This window comes from Sphingobium sp. DC-2, assembly GCF_000722555.1.
GTDB classification, from domain to species: Bacteria; Pseudomonadota; Alphaproteobacteria; order Sphingomonadales; family Sphingomonadaceae; genus Sphingobium; species Sphingobium quisquiliarum.
In genome coordinates this window covers 129100-148509 of sequence record NZ_JNAC01000075.1, presented here as the reverse complement: position 1 = coordinate 148509, position 19410 = coordinate 129100, and the positions used below count along the sequence as shown (strand labels likewise).

The window sequence follows — 19410 nt, the reverse complement described above, 5'->3', positions numbered from 1 at the left end:
CCTCACTCCATCGGGAGACAACATGATGGCGAAAGCCCCCCGAGGCGCGTCGCGCCGCACTGCCGCTGCGCCGGCTTCAGCCGCCGCGCCCGCTGCTGCCGCAGCACCCGCCCAGGCGGCTCCCATCAAGGCAGCATCCACACCGCCCGCCAGCGCGCCTGCTGCGCCCGTCGAATCGCCGCCCGCGCCGGCTCCCGAACTTGCCGAGGCAAAGGCGCCCGTTGAGGCCCCCGCGAAGTCAGGCAAGGTGCGGTGGCTGCGCATGGAAACCGGGCTGTCCGGTCCTGAACTTAGCCTGGCGCGGGGTGACAAGCACCCGTTCTGCGACGTTCCCGGTGAGGGCGACGCTCCATCGGAAGCGCAGCGCTTGGTCAATGCTGGCTTTGCGGTGGATTGCGATCCGCCGGCTGAAGGCTGACCGATGCTGAGCGCGCCGATCGTCATCACCGGACCGGAGGGCGACGTCGTCGAGCTCGCGCCGGTAAAAACCTTTCTTCGCATCGATGGCGACGAGCTGGACGAAGAGATCCGCGCCTACATCGATGCGTCGATCGGTGAGATTGAGCGCCTTACGTCCACCCGGATCGGCGCGCAGCAGGTCGAGCTCCGCGCCGACCATTTCGACGATCTCGAGCATCTTACGATCGGCCCGGTCAACGCCGTGGCGGAAATCACCTATCGTGACGCTTCCGGCAGCGATGTAACGATCGACCAGGCCGACTATGAGTTGTTCGGCGCCGGGCTTGAGAAGGGAATCCGTCCGAAGCCGGGTCGCAGCTGGCCGCGCGGTGCCGCGAGCCAAGCTTCCGGCGCGATCGGCGTCCGCCTCAATGTCGGATATGGCGATGCCATTCCTCCGTCCATCTCTCTGGCGCTGAAAATGGATGTGCGCGGCCGCTTCGATGGGGTGCCGTTCGATCTGTTCGCAGCGACGACCAACGACCGGATCTGGCTGTGACCAGGCGCAGCTACGTCAACTATCCGCGCCGGCGGCACAAGATCACGATCCGGCGCCTGGTCGAGGTCGACGACGGCAAGGGCGCATACACCAGCGAGTGGGTGACGATCGCCGCTCCCTGGGCGGAGGCGGAGGGGCTTTCTGGCCGCGAAGCGACGCTCGACCAGGTTCATCAGGGAATCGCAGTCTATCGGTTTCGGATCCGCTGGCGGGGCGACATCCTGACGGCCGACCAGGTCAAGTTCGGCTCAATCAATCTCAACATCACTTCCGCCCAGGATCCAGATGGCCTTCGCCGTGACCTGGTCATCATTGCCGATAGCGCTGGAGCGCGGAGCGACGTCGCATGATGCAATATTCCCGGCTCGAGGGGACCGAGGTCATCCTTCGCCGCTTCGACACGCTCACGGAAGCTGCGCGCGAACAGCTGGGCGTCGAGCTGGCGATCATCGGCCGGGAATATCGTGACCAGCAGCGTGCGGCCGCGCCGGAAGACACTGGCGCGCTGCGCGCCGGCTTGTCCGTGTGGCTGATGCTCGAGCAGCTGCGCGTGCGTGTCGGCCTGATGGGGCAGCGAAGCGGGCAATCCAAGCGCCGGCGCAAGAAGGTGAACGGGCGGAACTATGGCGACCTGTTCTACGGGCGCATTATTGAATTCGGCCGCAAGGCGCAGATGGTCATCGTCCAGCGGCGCCGGCGCGTCCTTGCCGACATCGGCGACGGCAACAAGAAAAGGATCCTGCGCACGTCGCGCGGGCGGAAGCTCGCGGCCGACATAGCGAGCACCTATTCGATGAAGGTGAAAGCGCGACCGGCGCATCCCTTCATTTTCATTCCCAACGCCCAGGAGATCGCCACCCAAAGGCTGGCGAATTTCTGGAGCGATACACTGGCCCGGGCCGGAGCATAGTCATGGACATCATCGACCTGGTCACCCCGTCGCAGGACGCGGTGATCGCACGGCTGAAGGCGGACGTGCCGCCCGATCTGGGCAGCGTGCACCAGCATGTGAAGCAGGACACGCCGCCACCGTTCGTGATGGTCGGCTCGATCGACATCTCCAACGAGGGCAGCAAGGGTAGCCAGACCGAGCTGGTCAGCGTCGAACTGCACTTCGTGACCCGCGGGTCGAGCCGCGCGCCGCTGCTGGCGCTGATGCATGCCGCTCGCGCCGCCCTGGAAGGACGCGAACTGGAAGCAGACGGAGTCCAGTTCGAGACGCCCAACTTCATGGGTTCGACCGTCAGCAACGCCGGGCCCGACGGCGTCACTTACGCGGGCATCAGCACCTTTGAATTTTACGCAGAGCCGGCCTGACGCCGGAAGGAGACCTTATGAACGAATATGGCAAGGACTGGCGCGTCTGCATCGGCGACGGCGAGGATCCGGAAGTTTTCACGGCGCTGGGCGGCGAAACCGGCTTCAGCTTCCGCCGCGCATCGGCGGAAATCGACCTGTCCGACAAGAGCTCCGGCTCTTATGGCAGCACCGGCTACGGCCAGCAGAAGCTGACGATCAGCGTGTCGGGCAATCTGAAGTTGCCGGATGCTGCATTCAGCGCGCTGTTCGCTGCCTCGAAGGCTTCGCCGCCGGAGATCAACGTCCAGATCAAGAAGGGCAGCGTGGTCAAGTTCCACGGCCTCGTGGGCGTCGGCAACTTCTCGTCCGAGCATCCGCAGACCGGCGCCGTCACCTTCAGCTGCGATATGGCCAACATCGGCGCGCCGATCGTCGATGATCTGACGGCCACCGTCTAATGGCGGCACCGAAGAAAGGCGCGGCGACCCGGTCGCCCGCCAATCCGGAGCGCGGCGAGCATGAGCTTGTGCTCGCCGGCGTTGCCTATCGCATGCGCCCATCGCACGGCGCGATCGTCGCGATCGAGCGGGTGACCGGTCTTAGCATCATGGACCTGTTTCGTGCCGGCAACACCGGCAGCCTGTCCCTTCAGCAGATGGGCATGATCGCCGCGGAGTTGATCCGCGCCGGCGCGGCGGAGGGCGATGAGCTCACCGCCCAGGTCGATGACGATCGCATCGGCGAACTGATCTTCGAGGAGGGCGTCCATCGCGCGATGGCGCGGTTGACGCTCTGCCTCATCGACGCGGCGTCGGGTGGGCGCAAGGCGTCGGGGGAAGCGAAGGCGGCTCCAGCGGAGACGAAAAGGACCGCTGGCGCCGCCTGATGGGCCTGGCGCTCGATAGCTTCGGGTGGAGCGCCGATCAGTTCTGGTCGGCCACACCCCATGAATTCTGGTCGATGGTGGACGCGCGCATTGCGGCCAACAAGCAACGGTAAGGAGATAGCGGATGGCAAGGGGTAACCGCCGCGACCTCTATCTCCAGGTGTCGGGCGACGTTGGTGGCCTGCGCACTGCGATGACCGCTGGCAAGACCATCATCAACGACTTCAGCGGCGCCGCGATCAACGTGATCGAGGAAGTCGAGAAGGAGATGGCCAAGCTCGGCAGTTCCGGCCTGCCGGCGCTGAAGCAGGCGGAGCGTGCCTATCAGGACACGTTCCGCCGCATCGCCGATTCTGCCCGGGAAGTGGCCAACGCGCCGACCGGCGCGGCGGCCGCACAAATCCTCGATGCGAACGCGACGCGCGACGCAGCTGCTGCAGCGACCGCGAAGGCGACGTCGCTGCGCTTGCTCGCCGAGGCTGCCCAGCGCGCGGACGCATCAACCGAGGGCGGCACCGCCGCGACGCGCGCCTACGCCGTTGCAGCTGCCACCGCCGCCGTAAATGCCGAAAAGGAGGCTTCGGCGCTGCGCGAGCAGGCGCAGGTTCTCGGCCTGGTCGAACGCCAGCTCGGCACTGCAGGCGCTGCCCAGCGCCGGACCGTCGCCGTGAGCGGCGAGGCGAGGGCTGGGTACCAGCAGCTGTCCTTCCAGCTCGGCGACGTGGCCACCCAATATGCCGCCGGCACCTCCGCCTCCATCATCTTTGCGCAGCAGTCCGGCCAGGTGATCCAGGCCATCAGCCTGATCAGCGGGGAATCGAAGGGGCTGATCGGTTTGCTCGGCGGTCCCTGGGGCATCGCCTTCAGTGCCGGCTTGGTCGCGCTCACTCCATGGGTCGGCAAATTGCTCGAGGGCAATGATGCGCTGGGCGATGCAATCGACAAACTGAAAAAGGATGCGTCCGAGGCGGAGACCTCTCGGCAGGCGCATGCCGCTTTCACCAGAACGCTGGAAGGCCAGATCGAAGCCCAGCGCAAGCTGAACGAGGAGATGGAGCGGGGGCTCCTTAGCCAGCGGCAGATCAACCAGCAGAATCTTCAAACGTCATTAAAGAGCCAGCGCGACCAGACTGAGGCGTTGGCGACAGCGGAGCGGGATCTTGCGACCGCGCGCGCTGCTGCCGAGAAGGCGCGTGGCCGGGTTCTGAATCCCAACAACCTGGACGGCCCGCGCGGCAACCAGACCGATCGCGATGCCTTACGCGTGGCGGAAGAGCAGCTTCGCAAGGCCGAGGCGGCAGTAGACAATCTGAAAGCGGCGGTGGCTCGGGCGAACCAAGGGGTTCGCGATGCCCGCATCACCATCGCTGTCGATGAAGCGAAGGCCGCAGTCGATCCGATCGCCGCGATCAACAAACGCTATGACGACATGGCGGATGCTGCGAGGAACGCGGCGCGCGGCAATGACGAGCTAACTGCCAGCATCGGCAAGACGCTTGCGAGCATCGAGCGCCAGCGCACAGGTGCGCTGAAGGCCGAGCAAGATCGGCAGGCCAGTCAACGCCGCAGCGAGAGCGATGTTCGGAACGGTCGTCTAACGCCGAATGACATCAGCGGCATGCTGACCGGCCAGTTCGGCGGGACGATCACGTCCACCACCGGCGGCAAGCATGTGGCCGGCTCCTATCATTATCGCGGCCAGGCCGTTGATTTCGTCCCTCGCGGGGGCATGGGCTCGGTTTCGAAGGCACAGATCCGCGCCTATCTCGAGAGTCAGGGCGTCAACATCCAGGAGCTGCTCGGCCCGGGCGACAAGGATCATGATGATCATTTCCATGTCGCATTCAGCAAGACCCGCCGCAGCTCGGAGCAGATCGCCCGATCGGGGCAGCGCGCTGAAGATGCCGACACCCGGAATCAGGACGAATATGCGTCGCTGCTGAGCCGCGTGCAGAATGACCGGCTCAACATCGAACAGCGCCGCCTGGTCACGATCAGCAACATTGCCGCCAACGAGCGGCAACAGGTTGACCGGGCGCAGGCCGACATCGTGCGCGCGGCCGACAAGGGCGTCGCGCTCGGCAAATGGTCCCAGGAGCTGGCGGACGCGGTCAAGCTGCAGGCGCAGCAGAACGCCGACACCGAGAAGGCCGCGATCACGGAAAAGGAGCAGATCGCGCTCCGGCAGCAGGCGATGGATGCTGAGCTCGCGCAGCTGGACGGCCAGGCCGAGCTGCTGCAGCTGCAGGGCCAACTTGCCGGCACCACGAAGGAACGTCGGCGCATTGCGCTCGAGCTGCTGGAGATCGAGAGCAGGCAGGCGCGCCTGGCGATCGAGCGCCAGCTTGCCGGTGAAAAGGATCCGGCGCGCCGGGCCATGCTCGCCGACGAGCTGGGCAACCAGCAACGTGATGCGGCTGTCAGACGGCAACTGGTCGAGCGTCAGAATGCCAGCCCGGTGGATCGATACCGGCAGGAGCTGGCGGACTTCGACATCGATGACGAGCTGCAGAGCGCCGAGGTGCGGTTCTTCGACAATCTAAACGACGAGCTGGCGGAGAGCGCGACCCGTTTCCTTAAGCTGAAAGGCGTCGCCGGCGAATTCTTCAACCAGCTCATCGCCGACGTGATCCGGCTACAGATCAAGCAGGCGATGGGCGGCGGCGGCCTGCTCGGCGGCCTCATCAATCTGGGCGGGAGCCTCTTGGGGCTGAGCAGTAATCCCCTCGCAGGATCGCTCAACACAGCGAGCAACAACGTCGCGGCGCTGGAATCCTCGATCGACTATCTCAACCTCAAGGGCTTCTCCGGCGGCGGCTGGACCGGTCATCACCGGCGCGATGCTGTCGCCGGGGTGGTCCACGGTCAAGAATATGTCTTCGATGCCGAAGCCACCGCGCGCATTGGCGTCGATACGTTGGACGCGCTGCGATCGGGGCGGCTGACATCTGCTGCCGCCGCCAACGTTCCCAGCGTCCACGCTGCCGAGCGTGCCGCCGCCATGCAGCGATTTGCCCCGCAGATCGTGAAGCTGATGGTGGCCCCGTCCCCTTACTTCGAAGCGACGGTGGATGGTCGTGCCGCCGCCGTCGCCACGCCGCTTGCGGACGCAGCCGCAGGCGCGGGATCGAGCGGCGCACAGACCGCTCTTGCGCGGCAGGCGAGCAGGAGGATCCCGTGATTATTATCCCTGACAAGCCTGCATCGCGCGTCGATGCACCCCGGCTGATCGACTTCGGCGGCTTCCTCACGCCGTCGGGTGGAGGACCGACCCAACGCCTGAACCGGATGGGCAACCGTTACGCTGTCACCGTGACCATGCCGCCGATGCGTGGGAAGGAAGCGCGAATTTTCGTGAACCGCCTGATCCGCGGCAAGAGCGAGGGCGCGCGCATGGCGTGGCCGATGGACGGCTTCGACCCTGGAGCGCCCAACATCACCAGCGGAACGCCAGTGGTCGTTGACGGTGCCGGCCAGGCAGGTCGCCAGTTGGCGCTGCGCCAGCTCGCACCGCGCTATGCGTTCCGAGAAGGTCAGCCTGTCAGCCTCGAAGTGGACGAGCAGCACTATCTGGATTTCATCGCCGCCCCTGCGATTGCTGGAGCCGACGGCAAGGTGACCGTCACCCTTTCGCAGATGCTCCGCATCGAACCTCCCGATGGCGCGACCCTCCACGTCGCGAGGCCGATGATCGAGGGGTTCATCGTTGGCAGCGAGATCGCCTGGGAGCAGGCACTGTCCGGCTTTGTCGAGGGCGTCCAGTTCGAGATCCAGGAAGCGCGCTGATGGGCTTCACCGGAAGGATCCTCAACCTGGTCGCCCTGATGAAGATCGAGCTTCCGGACAGGGACGTGCGCCTTTGCGATGGCGGGTTCGTCTATTGGGGCGCAGACAAATATGACTGTGTCGACGAACTGTTCGGCACCGTGGCTGCGGCCGAGACCTTCGAGGAAAAGACTGGCGATGAGGCCCCGGGCGGCAAGCTGACGTTTCTTCCGCCGTCAGCGGCCGCGGGCGTCGGCCTGAACAACCCGGCCCTGCAAGGCAGCCGGATGCGTTTCTGGCTCGGAGAATATGATCCGGTGACCGGCCATGTTGTGGGCACGCCGGATCTGACGGCTGACCTCGCGATCGACACCGCAACCATCAAAATCGGCAAGGGCACCAGATCGGTCGATATCGAATTCGAGAGCGCAGCCAAGCGGCTGTTCATGGTGATGCGCGGCAACGCGCTCTGCGATCGGTTCCAGCAGGCATGTTATCCGGGAGAGCTGGGTATGGCGAACGCGACGGGCATGCCGCGATCGACCGCCTGGGGAGCGGCGACGCCAAACACATGAACGAACTGGAACGGCGTCGCATAGCGACGGAGGCCACGCTGGCGAAATATCGCGGGCGAACGCTGGACTATGTCAATGCGGACTGCGTGCGGATGGTCCGCTTTCACCTGTTGCAGATGGGGCATAAGCCACCGGCGTTGCCCCGGTACCAGTCCATCATAGGCGCCCGGCGCGCTCTGCTGAAGGCGGGCGGCCTGGTCGCGGTCTTCGACGCGATCCTGCCGCGCATTCCACACGCACGCATGATGCTCGGCGATGTCGCTGTGCTGGAGGGCGAGGAGGGGATGGACGCTGCCGTGATCTGCGTCGGCCATAAGGTGATGGGCTGGCACGAGGAGAGCGACAAGATGGTCAATCTCGTGCCGCTCGAGATCAAGGCCGCTTGGAGGACCTGATGGCCAAGACACTGGCGAAGGTCGCCATGATTGCCGGCGCGATCGCCCTCGTCGCGACCGGCGTCGGCGCGGCAGGCAGCGCGGGATTGCTCTCCATGAGCGCCTCGACGGCGGCGACGGTATCGACGGTGGCACAGGTGGCGACGGTGGTGGCGGCTGCGGCCTCGGTGGGCGCCCAGGTCATGGCCAAGAAGCCGGGACTGCAAGGTTCGGTCAACCAGGTGACGATCGGCGCCAACAGCCCGATTCCCTATGGCGTCGGCCGGTCCTTTTACGCCGGCACTCAGCTGCACGACGTGGGCTATGGCGGCAAGGTGGGGAAGACGAAGAACCCCTATCTTTCCAAGGTATTCGTATGGAGCGCCGGCGGCCCGATCGACGGCGTGGAATCGCTCCTGCTGGACTGGCAGGCCGTGAGCTTCGCCGGCACCTCGGCGCTCGGTTACTATGCCTCCTGGCTCTATGCCGATCACCAGCTCGGACTGCGGCCCGAGCCTGACGCCCTCGCCGGGCCGTGGGGAGCAGTCCCGGATTGGAGCCCGGCGCACAAGATGTCCGGCATGTGCGCCAGCATGCTGAACTTCCGGTTCGATCGAGACAACAAGGTCTGGGCTAACGGCATTCCGGCATTTGGCGTGGTCGCCCGATGGGCCCGCGTCTATGACCCTCGTAAGGACAGCACCTATCCGGGCGGGGACGGCGATCATCGTTTCGATTACGAGGACAGCTTCGAATTCGACCGGAACGCGGCTCTGAATGCGATCACCTATGCGCGCGGCCGCTATGCGATCGATCCCGCCACCGGCGAGCAGACCATCAAGGTCATCGGCTGCGGCTTTCCCTATGAGACGTTCGACTGGCCCCAGTGGGTCGCCTTCGCAAATGTCTGCGAGGCCAATGGCTGGAACAGCGACGGGACTGTCTTCGACGGGCCCGGCCTCAGCCTCTGGGACAATCTGAAGCGGATCTGCGCGGCGGGGGCGGGCGTGCCCGTCATCTCCGGCGGTCTGCTGTCCGTCCGCTTCCAGTCGCCGAAAGTAGCGCTCGATACGATCACACGCGACGACTTCGCCGACGGAGAGCGGATGGCGCCCGGCATGCGGACCTGGAAGGACCGCATCAACACCATGGTCCCGAAATATCGGTCCGAGACCAACAAGTGGGAATATGTCCAGTCCGCGGCCGTCAGGTTCGAGGATTATATCGCCCTCGATGGGGAGCCAAAAGAGGAGGAGTTTCTCTGCGAGCTAGTGACCGACAAGGACCAGGCTGCACAGCTGACAGCTTATGAACTGATGAACCGACGTGAACTGGCAGGCATCACCTATCCGTGCAAGCCGCGCCTCTGGTATGCCCGGCTCGGCGAAGCTTATCATGTGAGCGATCCGGATGCCGGACTCGATCATCTTTGCGTCGTGGCGGCGATCAGCAAGGACATCTCCACCAGCACCGTTACCCTAACCTTCGAGACCGAGGACACGGCTAAGCACGCAGTGGCCCTGGCGATGACCGGCACCGCTCCGCCGCCGCCGACGCTTGTTCCTCCCGGTGATTCCGACGACGCAAGTTGGGACAACGGCGGAGCCGGCACGCCTGACACGCCGACCGGCTGGTCGATGTCGGTTGAAGCCTTGGGTGGAAGTGCGGGCGTATCGATCGTGGTCACTGGCAGCGCAGCCAGCAGCAATGCCGAGGAAATCACTTTCGAGTATCGGCCCTATGATGCCGGCAACGGTGCCGGCGATAACTGGATCGGCGCGAGCCTCGAACCGTCGTCGACGACGACCAAGGTCATCGCTGGGATATCGGCGGGCGTGGGATATGAGGTTTCCGTCCGTTACAGGGTCGCGGGCAATCAGGGGGCTCGGCAAATCCTTGGGCCTGAATCCATCAGCGAATGGGCGGCTGCCGCTGTTATTGCCGATGGCGGCAATACGACCGTGACGGCTGCGGGCGATGATATGTTTTCCATCGTCCGTTCGCTTGCTGGGCCTGGGTGGGATGCTTCGGCGGTCAGCACGTCAGGCTTCACCGGCAATGCGGTGGCGAGAATCATAGCACCGCAGGCCGCATCGATCGTCATCGCCGGCCTATCCGCCGCCCCAAATGCGACCGACGATTATGCGGTGGATTTCGGCTTCTTCTTCGACAGCGGTGGCGTACTGAAGTCGATCGAGGGCGGTGGTCAGAACATCGTCGGCTCGTGGGTGCCGGGAGATGTCCTCTGGGTCGTCCAGTCCGCCGACGGCAGCGCGATCTCCTACTGGCAAGGAGCTGAACTGAGGAGCGCAGCGCTGCTCCGCTCGATCGGCACCTCTGCCGCAACCCTTTATTTCGACAGCAGCATCTACACCGATGCCGGCGCCGGCTTCTCGGCCGGGCTCTTCCAGCGCCGCACCTGACACCCTCCACCATCGGAGCAACCATGACCGCCAGCCTCGACCTGACGGCCTCGCGCAACCTTGCGTGGGCGCCGACCATAGACCTGTTCTATCCCGGCGCTGAGCTGCCGCTCGATGGTGCGACCATCAAGATGGAGGTGCGCCTCTATCCGGGGCAGCCGGGTTCCCCGCTTATCGTAGGGGAAAGCCTCGCCTTTCAGGATCTGCCGCCCTCGGCCCCCGGGGGACAACGCTGCCTTCGTGTCTTCCCCGGCGCCAATCAGGATGCGCTAGCCGCCATGCCGACCGGCCTCAATCAGCCTGAGCCGGGGGAAGCCGACGTCTACGCCTACGACATCATCCTGACCTATGCCGATGGCCAGCAAGACAAGCTGGCGCTCGGCCGCTTCATCGTTGAACCGGGAGTAACCCAGCCTTGAGCACACAATATTTCAGCGCGAAGGTCGGCGGCCTGCGCGGCCCCGGCCTCACGGAAGAGCAACAGGACAGCGTCGATCAGGCGGTTGCCGACGCAGGCGACGCGAAATCGGAAGCGTCGGCGGTAGGTGGTCGGCTCGAGCCGTTCGAGTTGTCGATCAAATTCGATCCCGCCTTGGGCTTTTCCATTACCGATGACCAAGGGCGCGCGGCACTTGTCATCGACTTGCTGAACCGGCTTGTCGTCGCCGGTGGCGCTACCATCACGACCGACATGCTGGGCGGCGTATCTGCCACCGATCGCGATGGCCAGGCAGCCTATGCATGGGATGGAATTAGCCGCCTTCTTACCGTTGCGGGTACGGTCCGCAGCAGCCGCAGGCTGCGCACTCATATCCCCGCGCAAATAGACTTTCATCCAGTATACGGTCAAAGCTGGCCGACCGGCTTCGAGAATATCGCGGAGCTTCTGCCCCAGCGATACAATTCCTTGATGTTCGTGGGCGGCGTGCGTACCCAGTCTCTCATCAGCTCCGATCCCGACAACCCCGCGCGCTACGCGAGCCTCGTACCGCTGCGCGAGCGGCAGGATCTCGGCACCCCGAAGTATCCCGTCTACCTGCCCAACGGGATCGGCCAATCTATGTGCACGGCGCTGACAGATTATGTGTGGGATCTGCTGGCGGCCGAGAACAATGTGGGGCCTGAGAATGTCGACTTTGCCATGGTGTCTAGCGCCCCCGGCGACGGCAACATGAACATCGACCAGCTGTCAAAAGGGGCTGGCTCAGACGGATTTAACACCTACAACCGCCTGATTGCGCAGGCTCAGGCGGTTGCAGTTCGCGCAGCGGAGATGGGAAAGACTGCTACTTTCTCGGCCTTTACCTATATTCAAGGTGTGGGCGAGGCGGACTGGGCAGCGAAGGCAGCGCAGCTGCGCGCCGACATTGAGGCTGACACCGCATCCGCCTTCCCGCTGCGCAGTGACCCGCTCCAGATGATCATCTGGCAGCGGTACCCGGAGCCAATCAATGGCTTATCCCCTGCCTATTGCTATGAGCAGTTTGTGCAGCTGGCGAAAGACGATCCGGACATCCATTGCATCGGGCCGTCTTACCAGATCGAGCATGTCCCCTATGATGGCGTCGACCCGGACGCCCATTTCACCGCCGGCGGAACGAACGTGCTAGCGGCAATGGCTGCCCTCGTGCGGAAGCGTGTCATTCATGATCAGCTGCCTTGGGAGCCGCTCGACATCGTGTCGTTCCAGCGCGACGGCCTCAACCTGATCGCCCGGCTGAACAATGTCTATCCGCTAACATTCGAGGTAGACGAAAGCGTGATGACGCCGGTCAGCAATTTTGGGTTCCGGCGGCTCAGTCAGACTGGCGTCGTCCGTAACATCACAGGCGTCGAGCTTTTCGGAACGAACGACATCGTTTTCCGCAGCGACACTAATTGGCTCGCAACTGATCGCCTGGAGGCGGCGGGTATCGGCGCTAGTGGCGCAACCGATGGGTCGGCAAGTGGTCCGCATGACGGCAACCGCTGCCAGCTGCGTGACACTCAGGGGGATTGGATCGCTAGGTTCGATCCCGGCTTCCGGGATCTTCCACTGCACAATTGGATCGTCGCTCTCGACAAAACCATCGGCTGAAGGAGCCTTACATGCGAATTGAACTCCCCTCCGCGAAGATCGTGAACGCGGCGGCCGTCACCGCCTATCCGTTCTCCGACAGTGCAAGCGACATCTTCATTGTCGGCGAGGGGGCAATCTCTTCCTGCAAAAACCGCGCGCTGGGCGGCCTTGACGCAACGGCCCATGGGGCGATCGCCTATGAGGACAACTACGCTATCTTCAGCGGGGACAGCCAGACCAACTATCTCCAGACGCAGATTGTGGACAGCGCAGTGCCAGGCTTGGATGCGGACCTCACAATCATAACGGTGGCCAGAATGCCGAATGCCGCTTTGGGGGTTCCGGAACCTGGTCGCGGACTCCTTTCAAACTATAACGGCGCTGGCTCCTCAGGAAATTATGGCTTCTCCGTTCATAACGTGGGCGCCTTCCAGGCCAGAGACGGGGGTGCCGACGCTGCCTATTTCAGCGAAGACGTCCGCTTCCAGCAGCCCGTGTTTTATTTCCGCGCGGCTACGGTCACCAGCACTGCAATGACGGCCTATCAGCGGTCTGGCGGTAAGATAGTAGATTACTCGCAAACAGCAGTCACTCGCGCGCTGGACGGGGATTCGCCTTGGCGCATTGGTGGGGACTACTATGCTGGAGGATATGACGACACCGCGCATATCGCCTTCGTGGCACGCCACCGTGGTGCGTTCACCAGAGAGATGATGCGCACCACTTACGAATATCTGCGGTCATATTATGCGGCTCGGGGTGAGCGAGTGCTTTGAGAGGGCCTCCGGCACCGTTGGGTGCGGAGGCTCGCTCTAATTCAAACCTCAGCGATAAAAGAGGCGCGAGGCGCGAAGCCGTAGGAATAATCCAGATCCAAAGCTTCAACCCTGTTGAAGCCGAGGTGGCGGAGGAAATTAAGAATGTCGTCCTTGGCGAGCCAAACGCTACCGGGCGCGCTACCACCTGAGTATTGAGGGAGGTCAAGCATTTCCTCATAGCTCTGGGGATAGCCAGTGCATTTGAACCCATCGAACTCAAGTTCAATCGGATCGCGGAAACGGTCTTTGAAGCGCTCGCCATAGGCTGGCTCCATAATCTCGCGATCATAGAAGCCAGTCCAAATATAGGCTTTGTTCGTGTGTTTCCTAATCTCAGATAGGAGCTTCAGCGGCTCCATCATGTGATACAACACGCCGCTCGCAAAAATAATGTCGTAACGATCGTTCGTCGCTTCGAGATGCTTGATGATGTCGCCATACAGAATGGATGCGCGGTCAAGATTATACATTTCTTTGACCATGAGGCATTTCAGATAGCAGTTCGAGTTGCCTTCCACCGCGACGATCGATTTAGCACCAAGAGCATGAATGCCGAACGTGTGGCCGGCTTCCATCGGCCCCAGCTCCAAGACGTTTTTACCCGAAAAACCGAACTCTCGTTCAACTAGCTCGATGCGGGGATCGTAAAAGTTGTTCGAAGGACCGCTGCGTAGACCTCCAGGCAGTTGGGTCGACCAGGTACCTGCGAAGATATCAACGGTTGATTGCCGATTTGGTGCGTCGGTAGCGTAAAGATCTAGCGTTTTGTGCATCTTGCCCTCCAAAATTGGAGGCGGAACCTAACGAACTATTCCTGCGACGCAACGATTGCTTCGATCGGAAACGCATTTTGAATCTTAGCTGACTGGTGTGAATGGCCGCAGGTGAGGCGTCCATCCCAGCTAACAGCAGCGGTCCGGGCCGCCTTTTCCGCCCACGGCACTCACCAGCTGATCTCAGCGACCGTCGATCGGCAATACCTCAAGGAAACAGCATGAAGACCAACGACTTGCCCGACATGCTTGTCGAAGCGTCCAAATCGGCTCCGCCGGTTGCGATCACGGGCATCACGCTCGTGGGCATCAGCCTCAGCGATTGGGTGCTGATCGCGACGCTCACCTACACCTTCCTGCAGATGGGCTGGTTCGTCTGGGACAAGATGATCCGCCCGCGGCAGGAGCGATCGGCAGCAGCTGCTCACCAGGCGCAGAAAAAGGGCTGACCCGGCATGAGCAAGGTGAAGATCCTCGCCGGGCTGACGGCGGCCGCCACGGCGACCGCACTGGCGATCATCAGCCCCACGATCGAGCTCGAAGGCGGCTATGTAAATCATCCGTCGGATCCGGGCGGAGAGACCAACATGGGCATCACCAAGAAGGTCGCGGTCGATCATGGCTACACCGGGCCAATGCGGGCGCTCCCGCGCGAAGTCGCGGAGAGCATCTATTATCAGAGCTATCTGGTGAAGCCTGGCTATGCGCCTCTGATCCCTCTCGACGCCGCCGTGACCGAGGAGCTGTTCGACACGGCGGTGAACATGGGCCCTGCGCGCCCGTCACGGTGGTTCCAGCAGTCTCTGAATGAGATCTGCCCCGCGCTGAAGCTCAGCGTCGATGGAAAGGTTGGCCCGGCCACGGTCGCGGGCTTCAGCCGTTGTCAGCGCGTCTTGCTTTGCCAGGCGATGCTGCCCCGCATCGATGCGAAGCAGCTGGCGGAATATGACCGCCTCGTCCGGGTCAATCCCCGCCTGAAGGTCTTCTACCGTGGTTGGGTCGATCATCGCATCGGCAACGTGCCGCTGGAGAAGTGCGCATGATCTGGGCAGCCCGACTGCTGCGCGCCCGCGTCCTGATCCGAAAGGCACGGACGTGTATCATCACCGGCCTAGCCATGGCGGGGCTCTGTCTTCCGCTAGGCTATTGCGCCGGGCGCCGCGTCTCTTCGCCCCCGGCGATCGACACGAAGGTGGCCGCCACTAACGAGCGGGCGCGAGACAATGCTGACCAAGCCCGGGCGGCCAACGGCATTACAATTATCCAGCATGAGCAGGAGCTCACCAATGCGATATCCAAAGTGCCTGACACGAAGCCTGATGCTGTGCGCGTTGCCCTTGGCTGCCAGCGCCTGCGCGCCCAGGGTGCAGCTGAAGCCGATCTTCCCGCCGACTGCCGACCTGAAGGCGATCGTCACCCCTAAGCCTGCCGCTAGGCCGGAGATCGTCACCAGCGCCAAGGCGTCGGCCGAGTACGACATTGCTGTCGAAAAATGGGGCGATACGATTTCTTCAGCTGGCGGAATTATATGTCGCTGGGTCATCGACCAGGGTGGCAAACTGCCCTTTGATTGCCCGAAAGCACCCTGAAGCCGGGGGTATCGAGTGGGGTATCGCCCATTTTCCCGACGCCGGGAAAATGGCTGATTTCTGCCATTCCCCGCTATCGCGCGACGGAGGGGTTGTCCGTCACTTCTGTGCTATCCGCCGGACAAGCGAAATACTTTCAGCAAGCGCTCACATGTCGTGAGAACCTTTTCCCACCACGTCCCGCCGATCATTAGTATCACCTGGAAGCGACAGATCATATTGGCTTTTAGCTGACCATGGCGTTCAACCCATAAAGGGAACAGCTCTGCCAAATTGGCTTGCATGTCCTGTGCCCTTTCTGCCGGCACCAACATGTCGAGCAGGAGGGACGGGCGGTAACGCAACTTCGCGTTACTTTGGGCTTCGGCAATCAAAACAACTGCGTGCAGCAATTCCTTCTGCACAACCATGCGGGCACCATGCATCGTGATGCTATCTTCAGCGGGGATCTGCTGAAAGGCTTGGAAGTCAACGACTAAGTCGTCTGCGTATTCAACTCGGCACTCGCGGAAATATTCTCCCGAGGCGAGCTTCACCAGCGTGCCAGCGGGCATGCTCCAAGACGTTCCCTTGGCCAAATTAATCTGAACCGGGGTTTTGGGTTGCTCAGGCATGCGCCTCTCCAATTAGGCCAAAGCCACCGAGAGCGTGGATCCTCTGCATCGAACCTGTCAGCGCGAGCCGACCAGCGCCGCTGATCGTGAAGGTTCGGCGGTTCCGCCCCGCTGAGTCAGGTCTGCTGTTTTCCTCCAGCAATCCCTTCGCGACCATGCGCCCGAGGGTAGTGTAAACAGCTCCGAAAGCCGGCGGGCGGTCTGACCCCTCCGAGGCTGTCATGCGCGCATAGATTTCGCTGGGCAATGCATCTTCGCCCGCCCTGATGGCGGCGAGCAGCACCCATTCTTCCAACTTACCCAACATACTTCGGCTCCTTAGCTCTACAATGTATAGTATACGCTGTAGATGTAAAGGGGGCGCTCAAGGTATTTGTCATGCTCTCCAACGCTGCAGTGAAAGCCGCGCGGCCGCGCTCGCGCGCCTATAAGATGTTCGACGAGCGCGGTCTGTTCCTGTTCGTCACACCGGGCGGACTGCGTAGCTGGCGGCTGAAATATCGGATCGACGGCAGGGAGAAGCTGCTCTGCCTGGGCCAGTGGCCCGGCGTGCAGCTGCTCGACGCCCGCGATCGCGCAGAAGACGCTAGGGCACTGATTTCACAAGGCGTCGATCCTTCGGGAACGGCGCGTACGGCGCGCCAGGTGCACACCTTCGAAGCGGTCGCCCGGCAGTGGCATGCCCTGCAGCTGGAGCGCTGGACCGAGCGGCACGCAAGCGACGTCCTGGACAGCCTTGTGCGCAACGTGTTTTCGGATATCGGTCCGCTGCCGATCGGCGCGATCACTGCGCCCGCGGTCCTTCAGGTACTCCGCGATGTGGAGCGCCGCGGCTCGATCGAAACCGCGCGCCGCATCCGCCAGCGGATCTCCGCGGTGTTCGCCTTTGCGATCGCGGAGGGCATCGTTGATCAGGATCCGGCCGCGATCGTCGGGAAGGCGTTGCGGCCCGCGCCGCCAACACGCCGGCAACCGGCACTGATCGACCTTGCCGAGGCGCGCGGGCTGCTGACTGCCTGCGATCGCGCGGGTGGTCCGCCGATCGTGCGCCTGGCATCGCGCTTCCTGGCGCTGACGGCTGTCCGGATGGGGGCACTGATCGGCGCCACCTGGGACGAGTTCGAGCAGCTGGACGGCAGCGCGCCGCTCTGGCGGATCCCGGCCGCTCGCATGAAGCTGAAGAAGGCCCGCAAGGCGGATGCCGCCAACGATCACATTGTGCCGCTCTCGGCCGAGGCGGTGGCCGTCCTGCGCCAGGTGCGCGAGGTCGGGAATGATACCCGTTCTTCCACGGTGTTTCCGATCCGGCCGGCGGCGATCGGCGCGCTCTACTCTCGCGCCGGCTATGCCGGTCGCCATGTTCCGCATGGATGGCGCGCCACCTTCTCGACAATCCTCAACGAGAGATTCCCCGAGCAACGGGCAATAATCGACATGGCTTTAGCGCACACGCTGAAGGGCGAAAGCGACAGCGAGAGCGCCTATAACCGAGCCACTTTGCTCCACAAACGACGCCAGATATTCTTGGACTGGGCGGGGCTGCTATCGGCCTCTTCATCGGCAGCCGCATCGTAGAGCTTCATATACTCCCCCATCCTTGACGCGAATGTCTCGTAGCGTTCGCTCAATATGTCTCTCGCTGCCGTTATGCGCTCCTGGCGAGCCTGATCTGTCTCGCCAGGTATTGTTTCGTTCCTTGCGGCACGGAGGGCCCTGACCTGATCCAATGCCGGCCCCAGCGTGGTGCGTACGCTAAACGGAAACAAGAATTTCGACGACAGCACGATCCTGCTCCGTTCAGGCGTGACAGCAAATGCGTTAGCCTCACCCTTCAACTCAGCCGAAAACGCCTTGTCCATATCGGCATACAGTTCGAACCGCCTATCGAAGAGCTTCTCTCTCAACGTCATCTGAGCAGTTTCAGCCTGAGTTCGTGCGATCTTGATCTGCCTCATCCCTACGTAGATCGCTGATCCGACGGCCATTGCACCGGTACTCAGAGTGGCAAACGCCTGCCAAGTAAATCCACACCAATCTATCATACACATTCGAACTGCTTCGCTCCTCCTCGTACAGCGCCGGGAGCGGGGGTTACCGGGCTGCCACCCGGGAAACCGACGAGCACTACCTCGCCACGACACAGCTGGCCGACCGGCCGCCCCGCACCCGCGCAACGGGCGGGTGTCTAGGAGCGAAATTTCGTGCGTTCGTCAACTCATTCTGTCCCCGTTTCGATTTGCTGCGCGTCCTGCAGCGCCCTCCTTTTCAAGGCCGAGCCGGCAGCGATCGCCGGCATCATCGAGATCAAGTGCCGCCGATGCGGCACCTTCAATTGTCTGAGGCCATCGAGCCCGAACCCGACCGCCAATCGAGCGGCTGAAGAAGGCAAGCATGATGTCCCTCGACAAAGTTTCACCTGTTGCTCCGGCGGCCGGCTATCTGGGCGGCAAGCGCAACCTGGCGCGCCGGATCTGCGCCATCATCGAAGCGATGGAGCATGACGGCTATGCCGAGCCTTTCGTCGGAATGGGCGGCATATTTTTCCGCCGCGCCGCCCGGCCGAGGTTCGAGGCGATCAACGACATCTCTGGCGATGTGACCGCGCTGTTCCGGGTGGTGCGCCGGCACTACCAGGCGTTCGTCGATGAGATGGAATGGCTGCTGGCCGGCCGGGAAGAATTCGAGCGGCTGCGCGCGGTGGATCCTGCGACGCTGACCGACATCGAGCGCGCGGCCCGCTTCCTCTATCTCCAGCGCCTGGCGTTCGGCGGAAAGATCGTCGGCCGAAACTTTGGCGTCGATAGCCACTCGCCGGCCCGGTTCAATCTCGCGCGGCTCCGCGCAACCCTTATGGCGATCCGCGATCGGCTTCAGCCGGTCGTCATCGAGCGGCTGCCCTATGGCGATTTCCTTCGCCGGTATGATCGCGCGGGCATGCTCTTCTATCTCGACCCGCCATATTGGGACTGCGAGGGCGATTACGGCCGCGGCGTTTTCTGTCGAGAGGACTTCGACCGCCTCGCCGCCCAGCTGCACGGGCTCGCGGGTAAATTCATTCTCTCCATCAATGACACGCCGGGTGCGCGCGCATGTTTCGCCGGCTTCGCCATGTCCGAGGTGGAGACCACCTATTCGGTGGCGACGGCCACGCGCGGCGGGGGGAAGAAGGTGGGTGAACTGATCATCAGTAACGTTCCGATCGCCTGATCTGAAGGACCGCCGGTGTTATCGCGGGGGGTCTATGCATAAATTCCGCCCCTGCTGCATATCCCCAGGC

The 19410-nt window shown here is 63.0% G+C and carries 25 protein-coding genes; 22 read left to right on the top strand and 3 right to left on the bottom strand.

The features are described from left to right. Positions 1-22: 22 nt before the first annotated feature. The 16 genes from ET21_RS0116585 (at position 23) to ET21_RS0116510 (ending at position 13115) form a co-directional block, all read left to right on the top strand. Positions 23-418 carry a hypothetical protein gene (locus ET21_RS0116585; RefSeq protein WP_030540561.1) on the top strand — a complete coding sequence of 132 codons (396 nt, stop codon included), beginning with the start codon at positions 23-25 and terminating at the stop codon, positions 416-418. Positions 419-421: 3 nt separating this feature from the next. Next, entirely contained in the window at positions 422-958 is a 537-nt protein-coding gene (locus tag ET21_RS0116580) for a phage head-tail connector protein (RefSeq protein ID WP_030540560.1), read from the top strand. Beyond that, positions 955-1308: a phage head closure protein gene (locus tag ET21_RS26705; protein WP_081856753.1), complete on the top strand. Its 354-nt coding sequence runs from the start codon at positions 955-957 to the stop codon at positions 1306-1308. The genes ET21_RS0116580 and ET21_RS26705 overlap by 4 nt, the downstream gene beginning before the upstream one ends. After that, positions 1305-1868: a hypothetical protein gene (locus ET21_RS0116570; RefSeq protein WP_030540558.1), complete on the top strand. Its 564-nt coding sequence runs from the start codon at positions 1305-1307 to the stop codon at positions 1866-1868. The genes ET21_RS26705 and ET21_RS0116570 overlap by 4 nt, the downstream gene beginning before the upstream one ends. A 2-nt stretch (positions 1869-1870) precedes the next feature. Beyond that, entirely contained in the window at positions 1871-2275 is a 405-nt protein-coding gene (locus ET21_RS0116565) for a DUF3168 domain-containing protein (protein WP_030540557.1), read from the top strand. A 17-nt stretch (positions 2276-2292) separates the two neighbouring features. Further along, positions 2293-2715 carry a phage tail tube protein gene (locus ET21_RS0116560; RefSeq protein WP_030540556.1) on the top strand — a complete coding sequence of 141 codons (423 nt, stop codon included), beginning with the start codon at positions 2293-2295 and terminating at the stop codon, positions 2713-2715. Beyond that, a complete protein-coding gene (locus ET21_RS0116555) occupies positions 2715-3143 on the top strand; it encodes a GTA-gp10 family protein (protein ID WP_051768203.1) in 429 nt (142 codons plus the stop codon). Before ET21_RS0116560 ends, ET21_RS0116555 begins: the two co-directional genes overlap by 1 nt. Beyond that, on the top strand, positions 3143-3256 hold the full coding sequence (locus tag ET21_RS27160; RefSeq protein WP_081856752.1) for a phage tail assembly chaperone: 114 nt from the start codon (positions 3143-3145) through the stop codon (positions 3254-3256). The genes ET21_RS0116555 and ET21_RS27160 overlap by 1 nt, the downstream gene beginning before the upstream one ends. 11 nt (positions 3257-3267) lie before the next feature. Beyond that, entirely contained in the window at positions 3268-6324 is a 3057-nt protein-coding gene (locus tag ET21_RS0116545) for a hypothetical protein (protein WP_030540554.1), read from the top strand. Next, positions 6321-6929, top strand: coding sequence for a hypothetical protein (locus ET21_RS0116540; protein WP_051768202.1), 609 nt, complete (start codon positions 6321-6323; stop codon positions 6927-6929). Before ET21_RS0116545 ends, ET21_RS0116540 begins: the two co-directional genes overlap by 4 nt. Continuing rightward, positions 6929-7483: a hypothetical protein gene (locus ET21_RS0116535; RefSeq protein ID WP_030540552.1), complete on the top strand. Its 555-nt coding sequence runs from the start codon at positions 6929-6931 to the stop codon at positions 7481-7483. The genes ET21_RS0116540 and ET21_RS0116535 overlap by 1 nt, the downstream gene beginning before the upstream one ends. Next, complete coding sequence (locus ET21_RS0116530; RefSeq protein ID WP_030540551.1) at positions 7480-7878, top strand: hypothetical protein; 399 nt, start codon at positions 7480-7482, stop codon at positions 7876-7878. The genes ET21_RS0116535 and ET21_RS0116530 overlap by 4 nt, the downstream gene beginning before the upstream one ends. Before the next feature lie 137 nt (positions 7879-8015). Further along, entirely contained in the window at positions 8016-10280 is a 2265-nt protein-coding gene (locus ET21_RS26700) for a hypothetical protein (protein ID WP_156029239.1), read from the top strand. A gap of 23 nt (positions 10281-10303) precedes the next feature. Next, positions 10304-10699: a hypothetical protein gene (locus ET21_RS0116520; RefSeq protein ID WP_030540549.1), complete on the top strand. Its 396-nt coding sequence runs from the start codon at positions 10304-10306 to the stop codon at positions 10697-10699. Further along, complete coding sequence (locus ET21_RS0116515; RefSeq protein ID WP_030540548.1) at positions 10696-12357, top strand: hypothetical protein; 1662 nt, start codon at positions 10696-10698, stop codon at positions 12355-12357. The genes ET21_RS0116520 and ET21_RS0116515 overlap by 4 nt, the downstream gene beginning before the upstream one ends. An 11-nt stretch (positions 12358-12368) precedes the next feature. Next, positions 12369-13115 carry a hypothetical protein gene (locus tag ET21_RS0116510; protein WP_030540547.1) on the top strand — a complete coding sequence of 249 codons (747 nt, stop codon included), beginning with the start codon at positions 12369-12371 and terminating at the stop codon, positions 13113-13115. Positions 13116-13156: 41 nt separating this feature from the next. On the opposite strand, the gene ET21_RS0116505 is transcribed toward ET21_RS0116510, so the two are convergent. Beyond that, positions 13157-13930, bottom strand: a complete 774-nt coding sequence (locus ET21_RS0116505; protein WP_156029236.1) for a bifunctional 2-polyprenyl-6-hydroxyphenol methylase/3-demethylubiquinol 3-O-methyltransferase UbiG — start codon at positions 13928-13930, stop codon at positions 13157-13159. 221 nt (positions 13931-14151) lie between these two features. Between ET21_RS0116505 and ET21_RS0116500 the strand changes: the two genes are divergently transcribed. The 3 genes from ET21_RS0116500 to ET21_RS27775 all read left to right on the top strand — a co-directional run bounded on the left by ET21_RS0116500 (position 14152) and on the right by ET21_RS27775 (position 15519). Next, positions 14152-14379, top strand: coding sequence for a hypothetical protein (locus ET21_RS0116500; protein WP_037471198.1), 228 nt, complete (start codon positions 14152-14154; stop codon positions 14377-14379). 6 nt (positions 14380-14385) lie between these two features. Further along, complete coding sequence (locus ET21_RS0116495) at positions 14386-14973, top strand: glycoside hydrolase family 108 protein (RefSeq protein ID WP_030540544.1); 588 nt, start codon at positions 14386-14388, stop codon at positions 14971-14973. Between the two features lie 243 nt (positions 14974-15216). Next, positions 15217-15519, top strand: a complete 303-nt coding sequence (locus tag ET21_RS27775; RefSeq protein ID WP_156029233.1) for a hypothetical protein — start codon at positions 15217-15219, stop codon at positions 15517-15519. Between the two features lie 110 nt (positions 15520-15629). Here ET21_RS27775 and ET21_RS0116485 read toward each other — a convergent pair whose 3' ends face one another. Together ET21_RS0116485 and ET21_RS28920 are read right to left on the bottom strand one after the other, a co-directional pair. Further along, the gene (locus ET21_RS0116485; protein ID WP_030540542.1) at positions 15630-16133 is read right to left on the bottom strand and encodes a hypothetical protein; all 504 of its coding nucleotides are present in this window, start codon (positions 16131-16133) and stop codon (positions 15630-15632) included. After that, positions 16126-16356 carry a PadR family transcriptional regulator gene (locus ET21_RS28920; protein ID WP_369291713.1) on the bottom strand — a complete coding sequence of 77 codons (231 nt, stop codon included), beginning with the start codon at positions 16354-16356 and terminating at the stop codon, positions 16126-16128. The genes ET21_RS0116485 and ET21_RS28920 overlap by 8 nt, the downstream gene beginning before the upstream one ends. 155 nt (positions 16357-16511) lie before the next feature. Here ET21_RS28920 and ET21_RS0116475 point away from each other — a divergent pair, with 155 nt between their 5' ends. From ET21_RS0116475 to ET21_RS0116460, 3 genes are all read left to right on the top strand, one after another. Then, entirely contained in the window at positions 16512-17708 is a 1197-nt protein-coding gene (locus ET21_RS0116475; RefSeq protein ID WP_030540540.1) for an integrase arm-type DNA-binding domain-containing protein, read from the top strand. 626 nt (positions 17709-18334) lie between these two features. Next, a complete protein-coding gene (locus tag ET21_RS28915; RefSeq protein WP_081856751.1) occupies positions 18335-18634 on the top strand; it encodes a Com family DNA-binding transcriptional regulator in 300 nt (99 codons plus the stop codon). Further along, on the top strand, positions 18525-19340 hold the full coding sequence (locus tag ET21_RS0116460) for a DNA adenine methylase (protein ID WP_030540538.1): 816 nt from the start codon (positions 18525-18527) through the stop codon (positions 19338-19340). Before ET21_RS28915 ends, ET21_RS0116460 begins: the two co-directional genes overlap by 110 nt. The last annotated feature ends 70 nt before the right edge of the window (positions 19341-19410 follow it).